19 protein-coding genes are annotated in these 17121 nt (G+C 72.7%); 14 read left to right on the top strand and 5 right to left on the bottom strand.

The genetic code is table 11. From position 1 onward, the window contains the following. Positions 1–85: 85 nt before the first annotated feature. The 5 genes from KR546_RS12790 (at position 86) to KR546_RS12770 (ending at position 4138) form a co-directional block, all read left to right on the top strand. The gene (locus tag KR546_RS12790) at positions 86–1861 is read left to right on the top strand and encodes a 3-hydroxyacyl-CoA dehydrogenase family protein (protein WP_338019153.1); all 1776 of its coding nucleotides are present in this window, start codon (positions 86–88) and stop codon (positions 1859–1861) included. Further along, positions 1845–2372 carry a YkvA family protein gene (locus KR546_RS12785; protein WP_238445106.1) on the top strand — a complete coding sequence of 176 codons (528 nt, stop codon included), beginning with the start codon at positions 1845–1847 and terminating at the stop codon, positions 2370–2372. The genes KR546_RS12790 and KR546_RS12785 overlap by 17 nt, the downstream gene beginning before the upstream one ends. 28 nt (positions 2373–2400) lie before the next feature. After that, the gene (locus KR546_RS12780; protein WP_238445105.1) at positions 2401–2616 is read left to right on the top strand and encodes a hypothetical protein; all 216 of its coding nucleotides are present in this window, start codon (positions 2401–2403) and stop codon (positions 2614–2616) included. Beyond that, a complete protein-coding gene (locus tag KR546_RS12775; protein WP_338019152.1) occupies positions 2613–3110 on the top strand; it encodes a GNAT family N-acetyltransferase in 498 nt (165 codons plus the stop codon). Before KR546_RS12780 ends, KR546_RS12775 begins: the two co-directional genes overlap by 4 nt. 92 nt (positions 3111–3202) lie before the next feature. Beyond that, complete coding sequence (locus tag KR546_RS12770; RefSeq protein WP_238445103.1) at positions 3203–4138, top strand: peptidylprolyl isomerase; 936 nt, start codon at positions 3203–3205, stop codon at positions 4136–4138. A gap of 91 nt (positions 4139–4229) precedes the next feature. Here the strand turns inward: KR546_RS12770 and KR546_RS12765 are convergent, their stop codons facing one another. Continuing rightward, positions 4230–4913, bottom strand: coding sequence for a DUF2461 domain-containing protein (locus KR546_RS12765; protein ID WP_238445102.1), 684 nt, complete (start codon positions 4911–4913; stop codon positions 4230–4232). 136 nt (positions 4914–5049) lie between these two features. Here KR546_RS12765 and KR546_RS12760 point away from each other — a divergent pair, with 136 nt between their 5' ends. After that, a complete protein-coding gene (locus tag KR546_RS12760) occupies positions 5050–5565 on the top strand; it encodes a peptidylprolyl isomerase (protein ID WP_238445101.1) in 516 nt (171 codons plus the stop codon). Between the two features lie 97 nt (positions 5566–5662). Here the strand turns inward: KR546_RS12760 and KR546_RS12755 are convergent, their stop codons facing one another. From KR546_RS12755 to upp, 3 genes are all read right to left on the bottom strand, one after another. Further along, complete coding sequence (locus tag KR546_RS12755; protein ID WP_238445100.1) at positions 5663–6736, bottom strand: alcohol dehydrogenase catalytic domain-containing protein; 1074 nt, start codon at positions 6734–6736, stop codon at positions 5663–5665. Positions 6737–6825: 89 nt separating this feature from the next. Continuing rightward, positions 6826–7230 (bottom strand): oxidoreductase, encoded by a 405-nt coding sequence (locus KR546_RS12750; RefSeq protein ID WP_238445099.1) that lies wholly within the window; start codon positions 7228–7230, stop codon positions 6826–6828. Between the two features lie 139 nt (positions 7231–7369). Then, positions 7370–8017, bottom strand: coding sequence for a uracil phosphoribosyltransferase (upp, locus tag KR546_RS12745; RefSeq protein ID WP_238445098.1), 648 nt, complete (start codon positions 8015–8017; stop codon positions 7370–7372). A 173-nt stretch (positions 8018–8190) separates the two neighbouring features. Between upp and pyk the strand changes: the two genes are divergently transcribed. Continuing rightward, the gene (gene pyk / locus KR546_RS12740) at positions 8191–9630 is read left to right on the top strand and encodes a pyruvate kinase (RefSeq protein ID WP_238445097.1); all 1440 of its coding nucleotides are present in this window, start codon (positions 8191–8193) and stop codon (positions 9628–9630) included. Here the strand turns inward: pyk and KR546_RS12735 are convergent. After that, positions 9627–10352 (bottom strand): DJ-1/PfpI family protein, encoded by a 726-nt coding sequence (locus KR546_RS12735; RefSeq protein WP_238445096.1) that lies wholly within the window; start codon positions 10350–10352, stop codon positions 9627–9629. The two genes, pyk and KR546_RS12735, sit on opposite strands and share 4 nt — an antisense overlap. A 258-nt stretch (positions 10353–10610) precedes the next feature. Between KR546_RS12735 and KR546_RS12730 the strand changes: the two genes are divergently transcribed. The 7 genes from KR546_RS12730 (at position 10611) to KR546_RS12700 (ending at position 16953) form a co-directional block, all read left to right on the top strand. Then, the gene (locus tag KR546_RS12730) at positions 10611–11597 is read left to right on the top strand and encodes an endonuclease/exonuclease/phosphatase family protein (protein ID WP_238445095.1); all 987 of its coding nucleotides are present in this window, start codon (positions 10611–10613) and stop codon (positions 11595–11597) included. Continuing rightward, a complete protein-coding gene (locus tag KR546_RS12725; protein ID WP_238445094.1) occupies positions 11597–11965 on the top strand; it encodes a nitroreductase/quinone reductase family protein in 369 nt (122 codons plus the stop codon). Before KR546_RS12730 ends, KR546_RS12725 begins: the two co-directional genes overlap by 1 nt. Before the next feature lie 169 nt (positions 11966–12134). Beyond that, positions 12135–13433: an ABC transporter substrate-binding protein gene (locus KR546_RS12720; protein WP_238445093.1), complete on the top strand. Its 1299-nt coding sequence runs from the start codon at positions 12135–12137 to the stop codon at positions 13431–13433. 44 nt (positions 13434–13477) lie between these two features. Continuing rightward, on the top strand, positions 13478–14335 hold the full coding sequence (locus tag KR546_RS12715) for a branched-chain amino acid ABC transporter permease (protein WP_238445092.1): 858 nt from the start codon (positions 13478–13480) through the stop codon (positions 14333–14335). Then, a complete protein-coding gene (locus KR546_RS12710) occupies positions 14332–15381 on the top strand; it encodes a branched-chain amino acid ABC transporter permease (protein WP_238445091.1) in 1050 nt (349 codons plus the stop codon). Before KR546_RS12715 ends, KR546_RS12710 begins: the two co-directional genes overlap by 4 nt. Continuing rightward, on the top strand, positions 15378–16259 hold the full coding sequence (locus KR546_RS12705) for an ABC transporter ATP-binding protein (protein WP_238445090.1): 882 nt from the start codon (positions 15378–15380) through the stop codon (positions 16257–16259). The genes KR546_RS12710 and KR546_RS12705 overlap by 4 nt, the downstream gene beginning before the upstream one ends. Next, positions 16252–16953, top strand: a complete 702-nt coding sequence (locus KR546_RS12700; protein WP_238445089.1) for an ABC transporter ATP-binding protein — start codon at positions 16252–16254, stop codon at positions 16951–16953. Before KR546_RS12705 ends, KR546_RS12700 begins: the two co-directional genes overlap by 8 nt. Positions 16954–17121 lie beyond the last annotated feature (168 nt).

Raw genomic sequence — 17121 nt, 5'->3', positions numbered from 1 at the left:
GGGGGTCGGCCCGGCCGGGTGGGTCGTACCCTGCCCGTCGACGCCCACGCCACCGACGTCGGTGGCCACGAGGAAAGTGACCGAGGTGACCGACCGCATCCGCCGCGTGGGGGTCGTGGGTGCCGGCACCATGGGTGCCGGGATCGCCCAGATCATCGCCGGCAACGGCATCGAGGTCGCGTTCGTCGAGGTCGACGAGGCCGCGGTCGAGACCGGGCGTGAGCGCATCCGCAACGCGCTGGACCGTGACGTGCGTCGGGAACGCCTCAGTCCCGACGACGCCGAGGCGATCGCGGACCGGATCACCGGCTCGCCGGACTGGTCGGTCCTGGCCGGGGCCGACCTGGTGATCGAGGCGGTCCCCGAACAGCTCGCCCTCAAGCAGCGGGCGTTCGAGCAGATCGACGCGGTCGTGGGGCGTGACACCATCATCGCGACCAACACCTCGTCGCTGCCCGTCATGGACATCGCCGTCCACGCCTCCCGGCCCAACCGGGTCCTGGGCTTCCACTTCTTCAACCCGGCACCGGTCATGAAGCTGATCGAGCTGGTCCGCACCGTCGTGACCGACGAGTCGGTGGTCGACACCGCCAGGTCCTTCGCCGAGTCGATCGGCAAGTCGCCCGTGGTGGTGGGGGACCGGCGTGGCTTCATCGCCAACCAGCTGCTGTTCCCCTACCTCAACCAGGCCGTCGAGCTGGTCGAGTCGGGCTACGCGACCAAGGAGGACGTCGACGCCGCGATGCGCTTCGGGGCCGGCCTGCCGATGGGCCCGATCGCGTTGGTCGACCTGGTCGGGCTGGACACGATGGTCGGGATCATGGACGCGATCCACTCGCAGTTCGACGACCCCCGGTTCGCGCCCCGTCCGATCCTCAAGCAACTCGTGGAAGCGGGCTACCGCGGGCGCAAGTCCGGACGCGGGTTCTACACCTACCAGCGGCCCGGATCGACCCGCTTCGCCGAGTCCGAGACCGAGCGCGAACCGGCCGACCCCGGGTCGATCGCGAGCTGGGGTCGCGTGGGCGTCGTCGGCACCGGGACCATGGCGACCGGCATCGCCGAGGTCTGTGCCCGGACCGGCCACGACGTCGTCGTGCGGGGTCGCAGCCCCGCCAAGGCAGACGCCGTCGTCGCGGGGGTCGGTGCATCCCTGCAACGCATGGTCGACAAGGGACGCCTCGACGGCGGGGATCGCGAAGAGACCCTCGCGCGGATCACCTCGACCGATGCGTTCGACGACCTCGCCGGGTGTGACCTGGTGATCGAGGCCGTCGCCGAGGACCTCGACGTCAAGCGGGAGGTGTTCGCGGAACTGGCCGACGTGCTGGACGAGGACTGCGTGCTGGCCACCACCACGTCGTCGCTGCCCGTGATCGCCTGCGCGATGGTCACCGATCGCCCCGAGCGGGTCGTCGGCCTCCACTTCTTCAACCCGGCGGCCGTCATGCAGCTGGTCGAGGTCGTGCCCACGGTCCGGACCGACCCCGCCGTCGTGGAGGCCGCCCGGGCCTTCGTCGACCAGGTCGGCAAGGTCGGGGTGCTGGCCGGGGACCGGGCCGGGTTCATCGTCAACGCACTGCTGTTCCCCTACCTGAACGACGCCATCAAGATGCTGGACTCGCACTACGCGACGGCCGAGGAGATCGACACGGCTATGAAGCTGGGGTGCGGGTACCCGATGGGACCGTTCGAACTGCTCGACATCGTCGGGCTGGACGTCTCCCTGGCCATCATCGATCGCCTCCACGCCGAGTTCCGCGAGCCGTCGTACGCCGCGGCGCCGCTGCTGCGCCACATGGTGCATGCCGGCTTCTCCGGTCGGAAGGCAGGACGAGGATTCCATGTCCACGAATCGTGATCACTCGACCCCCCCACGCGGACGCCTGTCCCGGATGGCCGATCGCGGCCGCCGCGGGCTGAGCCCGACCGGACTCGGCCGGGCCCGCTCCAAGCTGGACGACCTCGGGATGCTGCTCGCAGACGGCGAGGCACGTGAGCTGCTCCCGGGCATCGTCATCGACTCGGATGGGCGGATCGCCCCGGGTGACAACGCCACCGACCCGACCACGTGGGTCGAGCTCGCCAAGTTCGCCGGGAGTGCAGGACGACTGCTGTGGGACCTCGCCCGGGACGACCGCGTGCCGGCCCGGGCCAAGGTCGTGTGCGGGCTGGCCGCCGCCTACGTCGTGTCGCCGCTGGACGTCGTGCCGGACTTCATCCCGACGGCGGGTCGCATCGACGACATCTACCTGGTCGCCCGGTCCCTGCGCTACCTCGTGGACTCCGCGGGCTACGAGGTCCTGACCGACCTGTGGACCGGGTCCGACGAGGGCCTGGCCCTGATCATGGGGCTGGTGGGCGTCAAGTGATCGAGCGCCGGTCCGCGTGCTGACCGCCGTGTCTGACCTCGTCCCCCCGACCCCGGACGGCTGGCAGGTCCGGCCCGTTCCCGGTGTGCGGGCCGCCAAGGACTACACCTGCCCGAACTGTGGCAACTCCGTGACCAGGGGGACCGGCCACCTGGTCACCTGGCCGGACGGGCTCCCGGACCTGCGGCGCCACTGGCACCGCCACTGCTGGCGGGTCGCCGTCCGGGCGGGACGGCTGTGGTGACCGTCGACGAGGTCCGGGTCCGGCCGGCACGTCGCGCCGACGCCGACGCCCTCCGGGAGATCGACGACGCCACGCTGTCGTCGCAGGTGTCGCCCGCCGACCCGGTCGACCCGCAGGCCGCTCCCGTCGACCCCTTCGCGCGGCACGGGCCCGAGGACGTGCTGGTCGCGGAGGTCGCCGGACGGGTGCTCGGACACGTCGTGCTCGGCCGACCCACGCCCCTTCGGTCCAACGCGCACGTCTGGTCGATCATGGGCCTGGCGGTGCATCCCGACGCCCAGGGCCGGGGGATCGGGACGCGGCTGGTGCGGGCCGCGGTCGACGAGGCCCGTCGACGTGGTGGCCGCCGGCTGACGCTGCGGGTGCTCGCGACCAACGGCGCTGCGCGCGCCCTGTACGCCGCCCAGGGCTTCGTCCGGGAGGGGGTCCTCGCCGGGGAGTTCGTCCTGGACGGGGTCGAGGTCGACGACCTGTTGCTGGCCCGGCGGCTCTGACCCACACGTGACCCCTCGGGCCGTCGCCGGCGCGAACCTCCCATCGCGACCCGACGCTGGCTAGCCTGCCGCCCCGCGGCCGTGGAGGGACGATGAGCAGGAAGCACCAGGAGAAGCAGCAGGCGCGGGCGCGGGCCCGACGGGAGCAGGAGCGCAGCCAGCAGCGCAGCCAGCGACGCATCGTGATCGCCGTTGTCGTGGTCGCGCTGGCGGCTGCCGGGGCGCTGGCGTGGTGGCTGCTGGTCGGCCAGGACGACACGCCCGAGGTGGCCGCGTCCGAGACCCCGTCGGCGGCCCCGAGCAGCAGTCCCGCGGCCACCCCGAGCCCGGGCGCCAGTGCCAGTCCCGTCGAGGAGTCCGCGGCGCCGACCGCGGGGGAGAGCGCCGATCCGAGCGCGGTCCCGGCCGATCCGGACGCGACCGAGGCGACCGAGGCCACGGCCCCGTGCCCGCCGCCGACCGACGCGCCGGAGCCCGACACCTCCCTGCAGTTCGACCAGGCGCCACCGCCCGACGTCACCGAGACGGTGATCGCCACCATCGAGACGACCTGTGGCACGATCGTCGCCGAGCTCGACGGCGCCGCCGCCCCCCAGACCGTCTCCAGCTTCGTGTTCCTGGCCGAGGAGGGCTTCTACGACGGCACGCCGTTCCACCGGGTCCAGGCCGACTTCGTGATCCAGGGCGGCGACCCGACCGGGACGGGCACGGGTGGCCCCGGCTACGCCTTCGACGACGAGCTCACCCTGTCCGAGCAGGTCGTGGCCGACAACGACGGGCTGTACCCGCGTGGCACGCTCGCGATGGCGAACTCGGGGCCGAACACCAACGGTTCGCAGTTCTTCGTCGTCCAGGCGGAACCGGGCTACCCGTTCCCACCCGACTACGCCGTGTTCGGCACCGTGACCGAGGGCATGGACGTCGTGGACGACATCGCCAACGGCCCGGTCACCGGTCCCAGCGCCGACCAGGCCGTCGATCCCGCCCGGATCATCGACATCGTCCTGGAGCCGGCGACGACTCCCTGACTCTCCCTGACCGCGGTCGCCAGCACCCAGCGACTATCGACCGTGACCGGTGAGCGCGAACTGTTGCGCGATCCCTTCACGGTCGGTGGGGTCAGGGGCGGCCGTGGTCGACCTCGCGGGCGGGTCCGACGTGGGCCTGCAACCAGTCGTTGATCGGGCCGGCGTCACGCCACAGGGCGGTGATCCGGCGCAGCGCCTCGCGGGTCTGCAGCCACTTGTAGGGCTTCCAGGCGCGGGACAGGGTCAAGCCCTTGTGGCGCAGCAGCTCGACCCGCGGATGGTCGTTGGCGTACCCCCGCGGTGAGGTCTTCAGCTCGCTGCCCCCCACCTCCATGCCGGCTGTTCGCGCGTCCGCGACCAGGGCCGCGAGCTCGGGACCGGTCCGCTGGTCGTCGATCGCGGCGTAGAAGCGGGCCACCTGGTCCCGGCTCATCCGGTAGTAGCCCGACGCGGTGCGCAGCCCACTGCCGCTGACCTGCGCGTAGTAGACGGGGGACCCCGGCTCGCCATCGCCGATCACCGCCCCGCAGTGCAGCTTGTAGGGGGACTTGTCGTGGCTGAAGCGCACGTCCCGGTTCGGGCGGAACACCTTGCCGTCGAAGCCGAACTCGTCGGCGACCTCGCCCAGCAGCCGCTCCATCGGCTCGCGCACGTCACGCTCGTAGACGTCCCGGTGGTCGTCGAACCATGCCTTGGAGTTGTCGTCCTCCAGCCGACGGTAGAACGTGACGGCCTCCGGCCCGAAGCCCGCGAAGGGCGCGATCTCGTGGTCCACGACGACCTCCTGTGCGCGTCTGGTCGACGGTAGGCCGTGCCGACGTGCGGTGGGGTGGGCGCCGGGTGGCGCAACCATCGGCCCCGGTACCGTCGAGCCCGAACCCTCCCACTGAACGCACCCCGAGGATGCCTCCATGGCCCAGCAGTACGACAGCCCGCCCGAGATGACCATCGACCCGGACTCGGCCTACACCGCCACGATCGAGACCAACCACGGCACGATCACGGCCCGCCTGCACGCCGACAAGGCGCCCCGGACCGTCAACAACTTCGTGTTCCTGGCCAACGACGGCTTCTACGACGGGGTGATCTTCCACCGGGTCATCGAGGGCTTCATGGTCCAGGGCGGGGACCCCACAGGCACCGGTCTCGGTGGTCCCGGCTACACGTTCGACGACGAGCTCGACGCGGCGCGCGAGCTGCGCTACGCACGCGGCACCCTCGCGATGGCCAACTCCGGTCCGAACACCAACGGGTCGCAGTTCTTCATCATGCACGCCGACTACGGCCTGCCGCCCCAGTACAACGTCTTCGGCAAGGCGGTGGACGGCCTCGACATCGTCGACGCCATCGCCACCACCGCCACGGGTGCCCAGGACCGCCCCGTCGACGATGTCGTCATCGAGTCCATCACCATCTCCCAGGACTGACCAAGAGCGTCGAGTGTGCTCGTTGCGGCCGCACGTGGCCGTGATGCGCACACTCGACGGGTGATGCGGGGGTTGGCGCCGGGAGGTGTGGCCGGTGCTAGTGGGTGATGACGATGCGGAGGGGGTGGTCGTGGCGGGTGTGGAGCATCTCCAGGGCGGTGGGGAAGTCGTCGATGTCGAGGCGATGGGAGATCGACCGTGACAGGTCGAGGCGGCCGGCGTCGAGCAGGTCGAGCAACTCGTTGACGTCGGAGGTCGTCGCGCCGAACGACCCGACCACCTCCTGCTCCCGGGAGACGAACAGGCCGAGCGGGGGCCCGGCCAGCCGGTCCCGACCGATCCCGGCCAGGGTCGCGCGGCCGCCCGGTGCGAGCACGCTGCTGGCCAGCGCGGCCGTGTCCGCCGAGCCGACGAACTCGAAGCTGACGTCGGCCCCGCCACCGGTCAGGGACCGGACGTGGGCACCGGCGTCGGGCCGGCTGGCGTCCACCACCTCGACGGCGCCCCACTCGCGCGCTCGCTGCAACGCGACCTCGTCGACGTCGATCCCGATCACCTCGGCTCCGGCCAGCCGGGCGAGCTGCAGCGCGTGCATGCCCAGCCCGCCCAGTCCGATGACGACCGCGACCATCCCGTCGCCGATCCCGCCACGCTTCAGCGCGTGGTAGGGGGTGGCGACGGCGTCGGCGAGGATGGCCGCCTCGACCAGGTCGACGTGGCCCGGGACCGGGAGGGGCAGGCGGGCCGGCACGCGGACCCAGCCCGCCTGGGCGCCGTCGACGTCCACGCCCAGGACGGCGACCTCCTGGCACAGGTTGTCACGACCCGTCCGGCACAGGGCACAGGTGCCGCAGGACCGACCGGCCGGGACCAGCACCCGGTCCCCGACCTGCCAGTCACCCACGTCGTCCCCGACCGCGGCGATCGTGCCGGCCGCCTCGTGGCCCAGGGTCAGCGGCAGGGTCGCCGCGGGGGTGATCCCCAGGGCGACGTGGAGGTCCGACGCGCACACGCCACAGGCCGCGACGGCGACCAGCACCTCGCCCGGCCCCGGCTCGGGCACCGCGAGCTCGTCGATGCGGACGTCCGCGGCGGACGGTCCACGCTCGGGGTCCGACGCCGTGGCGTGCAGGCGCGCGGCGCGCATCGTGTCGGGGAGGGGCTGGGGCATGGGCGTCTCCACGTCTGGCCGCCCGCCGGTTGGGGGCGGGCGGGGAGGGGATCCGGGACGATGGTGCGGTCGCGGTCGTGGCAGGGCGCTCAGGCGTCCGGTGGGTCGTCGTCCCCGGGCCACGGCGGCAGGTCCTCGAGCTGGATGGCCTCGCGGCGGATCCCGCGGTCGTAGTCGCGCATCCGCTTGGGATAGCCCACCTTGGCCGCGTCGTACAGGGGCAGGCTGTGACGCTCGCACAGCTTGCGGGCGCGGTCACGGTCGAGGATCGGCCGGCGCAGGTACTCGCCGTCACCGGCAACCAGCAGCAGGGTCGTCGGGTAGACCGTCGTCGCGGGCTCGACGAACCCCTCGACGCCGTCCCGCCCCTCGAGGAACCCCTCGAGCTCCTTGACGGCCTGCCGGCTGGCGGGCGTCGACGCGGCCGGCTTGGCGGCCTTGGCAGGCTTCGTCTCGCCCTTGAACCACGCCTTGATGCGGTCGGCGAATCCCACGGACGACCACCTCCTGTTCGACCGTCGAGGCTATCGCGTCGGCCACCCGCCTCCGTGTCCGACCGGGCCCGCCAGCGCGCCGGGGAGTTCGCAGCGCAGCGAGCAACTCCAACGCGTCCGAGCGCAGCGAGGACGCGCGTCAGCCAGGGGTGCCGAAGAGGCGGTCGCCGAAGTCGCCCAGCCCGGGCACGATGAACCCGTTGTCGTCCAGGCCCGGGTCCAGCGCCGCCGTCACCACGTGCGCCTCGGGGTCGGCCTCCAGGATGCGGTCCACCGCCTGCTGGGTCGCGACCACCGAGACCACCGTCACCCGGGCGGGCTCGAGGTCGGCGACCGACCGCACCGCCGCCGCGGCCGAGCCCCCGGTCGCCAGCATCGGCTCGAGGACCAGCACCCAGGCGCCCTTGGCCGGAGGGATGTTGCGGTAGTACTCGCGCGCCTCCAGCGTTTCCTCGTCGCGCTCGAGCCCCAGCATGCCCACCACCAGCGTCGGCAGCGCCTCCTGGAGTCCCTGGAGCAGTCCGAGCCCCGCCCGCAGCACCGGCACGGCGACGATCGGCACGGCAGGTTCGCGAGCCGGGGCCGGTCCGAGCGGGGTCGTGACCTCCACCTCGCGGACCGGCAGGTCGGCGACCGCCGCCAGGCCCAGGTGCACGCCGAGCTGGCGGGCATGGCGGATGAAGTCGGTCGGCGAGGTCGACGCGTCCCGGACCCGGGCGAGGTGGACGCTGGTCGCGGCGTCGTCGACGACCAGGACGCGGTCGGGGGTGGGGGTGGACGTTGGCACGGGGCGCTCCTCGGTTCGGTCGCAGCCTAGGGTGCGGCCATCGCCACCGACCGGGAGTCCGTCGGCGTCACGATCCGTCACCGGGATCGGGTCAGACACGACCCGAGGTGCGCACCTAGGCTCGTGGGGGGCGACGACCGTCGCCCCCCACCATCACCGACAGGAGCATCGTCGTGCGTCGTGCCAAGATCGTGGCCACGCTCGGGCCGGCACTGGACGACGAGGGACGGCTCAAGGCCGCGCTCGCCGCCGGGATCGACGTGGTTCGGCTGAACTTCTCGCACGGCACCCATGCCGAGCACGAACGACGCCTGTCGCGCGTCCGGACGATGGCCGACCAGCTCGGCCGCACCGTCGGCGCACTGGGCGACCTCCAGGGACCGAAGATCCGGCTGGGGCTCCTGCCGGAGCCGGGGATCCCGCTCGAGGACGGCTCCGAGGTCGTGCTGGTCAGTGGCGTCGAGGAGGTCGACGACCACGACGACGGCACCGGGACTCCCGTGCTGCCGGTCGTCTACGAACAGCTCGCCGACGACGTCGAGCCGGGCGCGCTGGTCCTGATCGAGGACGGGCTCATCCGGCTGGTCGCCGCCCGGGTCGAGGGCAACACCGTCACTGCCCGGGTCGTCGCCGGCGGCATCGCCAAGAGCCGCAAGGGCGTCAACCTCCCGGGCGTGGCCGTCTCGGCGGGCTGCCTGACCGACAAGGACCGCGAGGACCTCGCCGCCATGGTCGACATGGAGGTCGACTGGGTCGCCCTGTCGTTCGTGCGCCGGGCCTCCGACGTGACCGAGGTCCGCGACCTCATCCACGGCCACGGTGGCGAGGCGCCCGTGGTCGCCAAGCTCGAGCGACCCGAGGCGATGACCAACCTCGAGTCGATCGTGGCCGCCACCGACGCGGTCATGGTTGCCCGGGGTGACCTGGGTGTCGAGATCGGGCCGGAGCGCGTGCCGGCCCTGCAGAAGCGCATCATCGACATCTCCAACGACGCCGGCCGGCCGGTGATCACCGCCACCGAGATGCTCGACTCGATGATCCGCAGTCCACGGCCCACCCGGGCCGAGGCGTCCGACGTCGCCAACGCCATCTTCGACGGCACCGACGCCGTGATGCTGTCCGGGGAGACCGCGGCGGGGCGCTACCCGGTCGAGGCCGTGCGGACCATGGCACGGATCATCGAGGTCGCCGAGTCCTCCGAGCACCTCCTCCACGCACCGCCCAAGCAGCGCCAGGACGCCTCGGTCTCGCGGATCGTCGCCAAGGCCGCGGTCGAGGTGGCAGCCGACGTGCACGCCAAGGCGCTGCTGGTGTTCTCGCTGTCGGGCTCGTCCGTGCAGCTGGTGTCGAAGTTCCGGCCGTCGACGCCGCTGGTGGGGCTCACCCCCGACCACCGATCGCTGCGGCGGATGGCGCTCATGTGGGGCACCCGCGCCCTGGACGTGCCGACCAAGGACGACTCGCGCGCCCTCACCCTGGCCGCCGAGGAGGTCTGCCTGCGTTCCGGGCTCGCCGCCCCCGGTGACTCGGTCGTCATCGTGTCGGGCATCCCCGGCGGCCACGGTGGCACCAACCGCCTCCTCGTCCACGAGATCGGCGGCGTCCCGGATTAGGGCTTGTCGTCGGTGGGGGCCCAGGCCTCGTCGACGTCCATCTCGACCAGTTCGAGTTCGACCCAGTCCGAGACGGCCAGCTCGGGATTGCGCGGACGACCCGGACCCTTGGCGGTGCGGTCGAACACGTCGGACCACCACTCGCGCAGGCGTCGCCGGGGAGGGGGTGGCTCGGGCCACTCGCGTCCCGGCAGTCGCGTCCGTGCCTCCGCGGCCCGTTCCGGCCCGAGCAGTCGGGCCGTCAGCAGCAGGGCGACGTCGACCGCGGTGACCTTGCCCTCGCAGGTGACGATCCGGTCGTGCTCGACGATCCGCTCGGTCGAGGCGGCCGAGCCGTAGGACTCCAGCAGCGAGCCGGCCAGCCAGTGGGTCGCGACCGGTCGCTCGTCCAGCAGCCCGGCCGCGGCCAGCACGACCGTCCCGGTGGAGCTGGCCACCATCCACCGGCAGGTCGGCTCGACCTGCCGCAGCCAGGCGACCAGCTCGTGGTCGGCGGCGGTCTCGCGCACCCCGAGCCCGCCCGGGAGCAGCACGACCTCGGGCCGGGTGACCTCGTCGAAGGTGGCCTCGACGTCCTGGTGGGGCCCGACCCCCGGGACCGGCCCCACCTCGGCGCCCACGGCGACCAGCTCGACCTCGGGCAGTCCTCCCAGGACCGCGGCGAAGGCCTCGCACTCGTCGCCGGACACGCCCGGGAACAGCGCCAGGGCGATCTGGACCATGTCGTTGCCGTTCCCGGGCCCGGCTCGTGGCGGGCCCCTCGGGATCCAGCATGCCCGGGCGACGCACCCCCGGCAACCCCTGGTGCGGGAGGTGGCAGGTCGTCCAGTCGTCCGGCCGGTCGGACGAGCGCCAGGGGATACGGTCCCGACCGAGACCGGCGAGGCGCAGCCTGCCGGTCCTCCACGTTTCCACGTCCTGCGTTCCACGTCCTGCCTCGATCGTCCGTCTGTTCGCCGTCCGGGTGTCGTTTGCCTTCCATGGATGAGCCGTCCCGCCGTCGCTGGCCCCTGGTGCTGGGCCTGGGCTACGCCGTGCTCGCACTGCTCCTGGTGGTCGCCTGGATCGTGGTGGGCGATGCCTGGTGGCTCCAGCCGTTCAACCTCACGACCTTCTGGTGGAGCCTGCCGGCGGTGTTCCTCCTGCTGCTGGCCGCCCTGTTCCGACGCTGGGACGTCGCCGCGGCGCTCGCCGTGCCGGCCGCGGTCTTCCTGTGGAGCTACGGCACGCTGTTCCTGCCCTCCACCACCCCCGACCTCCCACCGGACCTCACCGTCGCGACCTACAACACCTGGGTCCAGGCGCCCGACGGCGGCCACGTGCGTGACCTCGTCGACCGGGTCGACCCGGACGTGCTGCTGCTCCAGGAGGTGTTCCCACCACTCCAGGAGGAGCTCGAGGAGTCGTTGGCCGACACGCTGCCCCACACGATGACGGTGCAGTCCGAGGGGGTCGGCGGGGTCATGGTCGCGTCGCGCTACCCCATCGTGGAGGAGCGGCCGGTCGAGACCGGCTCGGACGACGTGCGGGCCACGGCCGTGGCGGTCATCGACGTCGACGGCCAGCTGGTGCAGGTCGTCCCCGTGCACCTGCGGTCACCGTGCCCCACCTGTGGCACGTCGCTGACCGATCGGCTCCAGCTGGAGGGCGAGTCCCGCGAGGCGGAGATGGCCACCGTGATCTCCGCCCTGGACCGGACCCCCGCGATCGTCGGGGGTGACTTCAACTCCAACGAGCGCTCCGCGCCGTACCGTTCCCTCACCGGTGCCGGGTTCCACGACGCGCACCGGGAGGCCGGCTCCGGGCCCGGGTTCACCTGGCCGGACGACGACCGACTGCCCTTCCCCGCCTTCCGGATCGACTGGCTGCTGAGTCGAGGGCTCGAGCCCATCGACGCCTGGGTCGACCGTGGCGGGCCCTCCGACCACCGACCCGTGGTGGCCGTGTTCGCCTTCGAGGAAGCCTGATGGTCGACGTCGACGTCTCCACGCTCCATGCCCCGCACTGCTGGCTGACCACGACCGGTCGGGTCACCGCGCGACGCCACACGGCCGAGCTGCGGTTCGTCCCGGCGGACGGTGGGGTGTTCCTGCTGTCGGGCTCGGGCGGCCTGCGCCAGTGGTGCCTCGACCTCGAGGCCGAGGAGCAGGCCGTGGTCCGGATCGGCGAGCACCGCTTCCAGGCACGCGCCGCCGAGGTCGCCGATCCCGTCGTGCGGGCGGCCGCCCTCGAACTGTTCCACGACAAGTACGACGTCTCCGACGACCGCCGCCAGTCGTGGGACGACGAGGCCAACGTCTACCGCCTGGTCTTCCTCCGCGAGGTGCAGGTCTGACACCCGTCCGGGGTTGACGGCCGCCGGCCGTCCACCGCCGACCACGACCGCCCGCCGCGCCGTGCGGTGGCACGGGTGGCGGCCGTCGCGGCGTCCACCGAGTGGTCGGTCCGGGTCCGCATCCGGCAGACTGGCCCCGAACCGCGTCCTCGCCCCGGAGCATCCCCACGTGATCGCCCGACCGCACCGTCCGGTCCGACTCGGCCTCGCCCTGGTGGTGTCGCTGGCACTGGTGACCGCGGCCTGCGCGGGCTCCGCCGTCCAGGACGAGGAGCCCGCCGATCCGGCGACCGACGCGTCGGCCGCCCCGGACGACCCCGATGCGGACGCCCAGCCGATCACGGTCGGGCTGGTCAACCCCCTGACCGGGCCGTTCGCGGCACTCGGGGAGGACGTCAACGACGGCTTCCGGCTGTACCTCGACCAGCACGACGGGATGCTCGCCGGCCACGAGGTCGTCGTGGAGACCGAGGACACGGCCAACGACGTCGCCACCGCCCAGGAGGCCGTCACCAAGCTGACCGAGGACGGCGTCGACCTGCTGGCCGGGTTCGTCAACTCCGGGGTCACCTACGGCGTGGCCGCCGACATCGTGGACTCCGGCGTGCCGCTGGTCATCACCACCGCCGGCGCCGACGACCTGACCCAGCGGGACGCGGCCGACAACATCTTCCGGCTGTCCTACACCTCGTCGCAGGACGCCATGCCGCTCGGCGAGTACGCCTGCACCGAGCTGGGCCACGAGACGATGGCAATCATCGGACTGGACTACGCCTTCGGGTGGGAGGCGGCCAGCGGGTTCGCCACGGCCTACGAGGACGCCGGCTGCGACGTCGTCCAGGAGATCTACGCGGCCCTGGGGACCTCGGACTGGGCACCGTTCGTCCAGCAGATCGACGACCGGGCCGCCGCCGTCTGGGCGGTCGCCCCGGGCAGCGACGGGATCCGACTGCTGCAGGCCTACCGCGACTTCGGGGTCTCCCAGCCGCTGATCGGCCACGGGTCGACCACCGACGAGCAGATCCTGTCCGAACAGCAGGCCACGGCGGACGGCGTCGTCACCTCCCTGCACTACTCGGCGGCGATCGACAGCGACGACAACCGCGCGTTCGTCACGGCCTTCGAGGACGAGACCGGCCGGTCGGTGTCCCAGTACGCCGAGCACGGCTGGGCCACCGCGCAGGTCCTGGAGGCGGCACTGGAGTCGATCGACGGCGAGGTCACCCGCGAGACCCTGGTCGAGGCGATCGGTGGTGTCGAGATCGACGCGCCGCGTGGCCCCCTGCGCTTCGACGAGTACGGACAGGCGATCTACACCGTCTACGTGCGCCGGGTCGCCGAGGTCGACGGGACCTGGGTGAACGAGGTGGTGGATTCCTACCCGGACACGTCGCAGTTCTGGACCTACGATCCCGAGGAGTTCATGGCCGGCACGCCACTGGCCGAGCTGCACGGCACCTGGGACTAGCGGCACGCACCGGCTGACGACCCGGGAGGGACCCCATCGCCACGTTGCTGGGGCACGTGCTCAACGGGCTGTCCTTCGGGGGGCTGCTGTTCCTGCTCGCCAGTGGGCTGACCCTGACCTTCGGCATGATGCGCACCGTCAACCTCGCCCACGGGGCCTTCTACGCGCTGGGCGGCTACCTCGCCCTGGCGGTCATCCGGGCCAGTGGCAGCTACCTGCTCGGCCTGGTGGTCGCGGTCGCCGTGGTGGCCGTGGTCGGGGTGGTCCTCGAGCGCGTGGTGCTGCAGCGGGTCGCGGGTCGCGAACTGCCCCAGATCATGATCACGGTCGGGATCGCCTACGTCATCGGTGACGTGGTCCTGGCCGTGTGGGGCGGTCGACCCCAGACGCTGCCGCGCCCGCCCGGGCTCGACGGGGTGCTCAACCTCGGCAGCCTCACCTTCCCGTGGTTCCGGCTCGGGCTGCTCGTCCTGGCCGTCGTGGTCTACCTGGTGCTGCAGCGCAGCCTCGCCGACACGCTGGTCGGCGCCCGGATCCGCGCGGCGGTCGACGACGACGAGACCGCGCGCGCCGTCGGGATCGACGTCGGGATGCTGTTCGCCGTCACGTTCGCCGCCGGCTCCGGGCTGGCCGCCTTCGCCGGCGTCTGGGGTGGCGCGTTCACCGGGCTGCGACCCGGGACCGAGTGGGACATCCTCCTGCTGGCGCTGATCGTCGTCGTGGTCGGCGGGCTCGGGTCGATCCGCGGGGCGTTCGTGGCCGCCCTGCTGGTGGGCCTGCTCGACGAGTTCGGCAAGTGGCTGTTCCCGTCCTTCGCGCTGTTCACGCTCTACGCGCCCGTCGCCGTCCTGCTGGCCCTGCGGCCACGAGGGCTGTTCGGGCGCGAGGAGCGGGTGGCATGAGCAGCACGACGCCCGACCTGCGACGCCAGCCCGACCCGCGACGCCAGCCCGACCTCCGCCTGGTCGCCCTGGCGGTGGCCGTCGTGGTCGCGCTGGCGGTCGTGCCGTTCGTCGCGTCGACCTACGTCGTCACGGTGGTCCTGCGGATGGTGGTGCTGGGCCTGTTCGCCCTGGCCTTCAACGTGGTGTTCGGCGCCGCGGACATGCCGTCGCTGGGCCACGCCGCCCTGTTCGGCGTGGGCAGCTACGCCTGCGGGCTGGGCCTGGTGCGCTGGGGCTGGGGTATCGGCACGGTCGTCGTGGCCGCCGTGGCCGTCGGCACCCTGCTGGGGATCCTGATGGGCATCGCCACCCTCCGCACGCAGGGGATCTACCTGTTGCTGCTGACCCTGGCGATCGCGCAGGCCGTGTGGGGCCTGGCGTTCCAGCAGGTCCGCCTGACCGGAGGGGACAACGGGATCGCGGGCATCGACCGGGGCCTGCTGACCCTGGGGGGTGACGGGTTGGTCGGCTTCTACTGGGCGGCGCTGGCCGTCGTGACCGTCGCGGCCGCGCTGCTCTACGCGTTCCGGATCTCGATCGTCGGCACCGTGGTCGAGGCGGTCGGGATGTCGCCGTCGCGCCTGCGGGCCCTGGGCTTCGCCGTCGGCAGCTACCGGGTCACCGCCTTCGCCGTGTCCGGTGCGTTCTCGGCCCTGGCCGGGATGCTGATGGCCATGGCGACCAGGTTCGTGGGGCCCGAGAACCTGGCCTGGCAGCTGTCGGCCGAGGTCATGCTGTTCGCGATCCTGGGCGGGGCCGCCTCGTTCGCGGGGCCCCTGGTCGGGGTCGTGCTGGTCGCCGGGGCGGAGGTCGTCGTGTCCGACTGGACCGACCGGTGGCCCACGGTGCTGGGCCTGCTGTACGTGGTGACGCTGTTGTTCCTGCCGGACGGCGTGGTCGGATGGCTGTCGCAGTGGCGCGACGGTCGCGACGACCCCGATCGGCCGACCCGTGCGTCCCGAGTGGGACGGTCGCTGCCGCCCGCCGTGGAAGCAGAGCCATGAGCGACCGGGGATCGACCACGCCGGTCGCGCTGGCCACGCACGCGCTCTCGCGATCCTTCGGTGCGGTCCGGGCGCTCACCGACGTCGACCTGGTCGTCCCGGCGGGGGAGACCAGGGCCGTCATCGGGCCGAACGGTGCGGGCAAGACCACCCTGTTCAACCTGGTCTCGGGGCACCTGCCGGCCACGTCCGGACGCATCGAGCTGTTCGGGGTGGACGTCACCGACGTGCCGGCGCACGAGCGCAGTCGCGACGGGGTGTCCCGCACGTTCCAGCTGTCCAACCTGTTCGACGACCTGACCGTGCTCGACAACGTCCGGTTGGCCGTGACGGGCAACGACGCCGTGGCGCGACGGCGGTTCTGGCAGCCGCTGCGGACGCTGCCCCGGGTCGACGACCGGGCCCGCGAGGTGCTGGCGACCTTCGGCCTGGAGGACGTGGCGGCCCGGCGCGTCGCCACGCTGGCCTACGGCCAGCAGCGGGTGCTGGAGATCGCCATGGCGCTGGCCGGCGAGCCCCGGGTGCTGCTGCTCGACGAGCCGACGGCCGGGGTCGCGCGCGGAGACGCCGAGGCGATCACGGCGATCGTCGACGACCTGCCCGGCGACCTGACCGTCCTGCTGGTCGAGCACGACATGGAGGTGGCGTTCGCGCTCGCCGACCGCGTCACGGTGCTGGTCGACGGCGCCGAGCTGGTGACCGGCACGCCCGACGAGGTGCGCCGCGATCCCGCCGTCGTCGCGGCCTACCTCGGGGCCGAGATCGGGGTCGACCCAGGAGCCGAGCCCGACACCCCGCCCGAGCCCGACACCCCGCCCGGGACCGAGCCCGGGACCGCGTCCGGGACCGAGCCCGGGGGAGGCCACCACGATGGGTGATCCCCGGCTGCAGGTCGAGCGGCTCGACGCCCACCACGGTGCGGGCCAGGTCCTCCACGGCCTGTCGTTGGAGGTGGCGGCGGGCGAGTGCCTCGCCGTGCTCGGACGCAACGGGATGGGCAAGACCACGCTGGTCCGCACCGTGATGGGGCTGCACCCGGCCACGGCGGGCACGGTCGCGGTCGACGGCACCGACGTCACCGGCTGGACACCCCAGCGTCGGCACGCGGGGGGCATGGAGCTGGTGGCACAGGGCCACCGCGTGTTCCGGTCACTCACCGTGGCCGAGAACCTCGCCGTCGTGGCGGGCCTGGACCTGGGCCGTCGCGACCGCATGCTCGAGCGGTTCCCGATCCTGTCCGAGCGCCTCCACCAGCGCGCCGACAGCCTGTCCGGTGGCCAGCAGAAGATGCTGATGGTCGCGCGTGCGCTGGTCACCGACGCCCGGGTCGTCCTGCTGGACGAGCCGTCCGAGGGACTGGACCCCACCCGGGTCGGCCGGGTCGCGTCCGCCGTCACCGACCTCGTCGCCGGTGGTGCCGCGGTGCTGCTGGTCGAGCAGCGCCTGGGCTTCGCCCTGGACGTGGCCGACCGCGTCGCCGTGATCGAGCGCGGCTCCGTCACCGAGGTCCTCGACGCCGCCACGGCCCGGGACGATCCCGCCCTCCTGCGGCGCGAGCTCGGCCTCGCCTGACGCGTGCCCGCCGGGTCGGGAGGTCGACCGTGCGGTGCGCGGTGCGGCGGCCGTCGTCGATCGCCCCGTGGCCTACCCTCGCGGGTCACGACTGCACGTCCCCACGCCCCTCGAGGAGCCTGCCGTGAGTGGTGTCCGCACCGACCTGGCCCCCACGCCCACCGACTT

Source organism: Salsipaludibacter albus (assembly GCF_019798055.1).
Taxonomy (GTDB): Bacteria; Actinomycetota; Nitriliruptoria; order Nitriliruptorales; family Nitriliruptoraceae; genus Salsipaludibacter; species Salsipaludibacter albus.
Note: the sequence above shows the minus strand (reverse complement) of the source record. Positions and strands in the feature narration are given on the sequence as shown.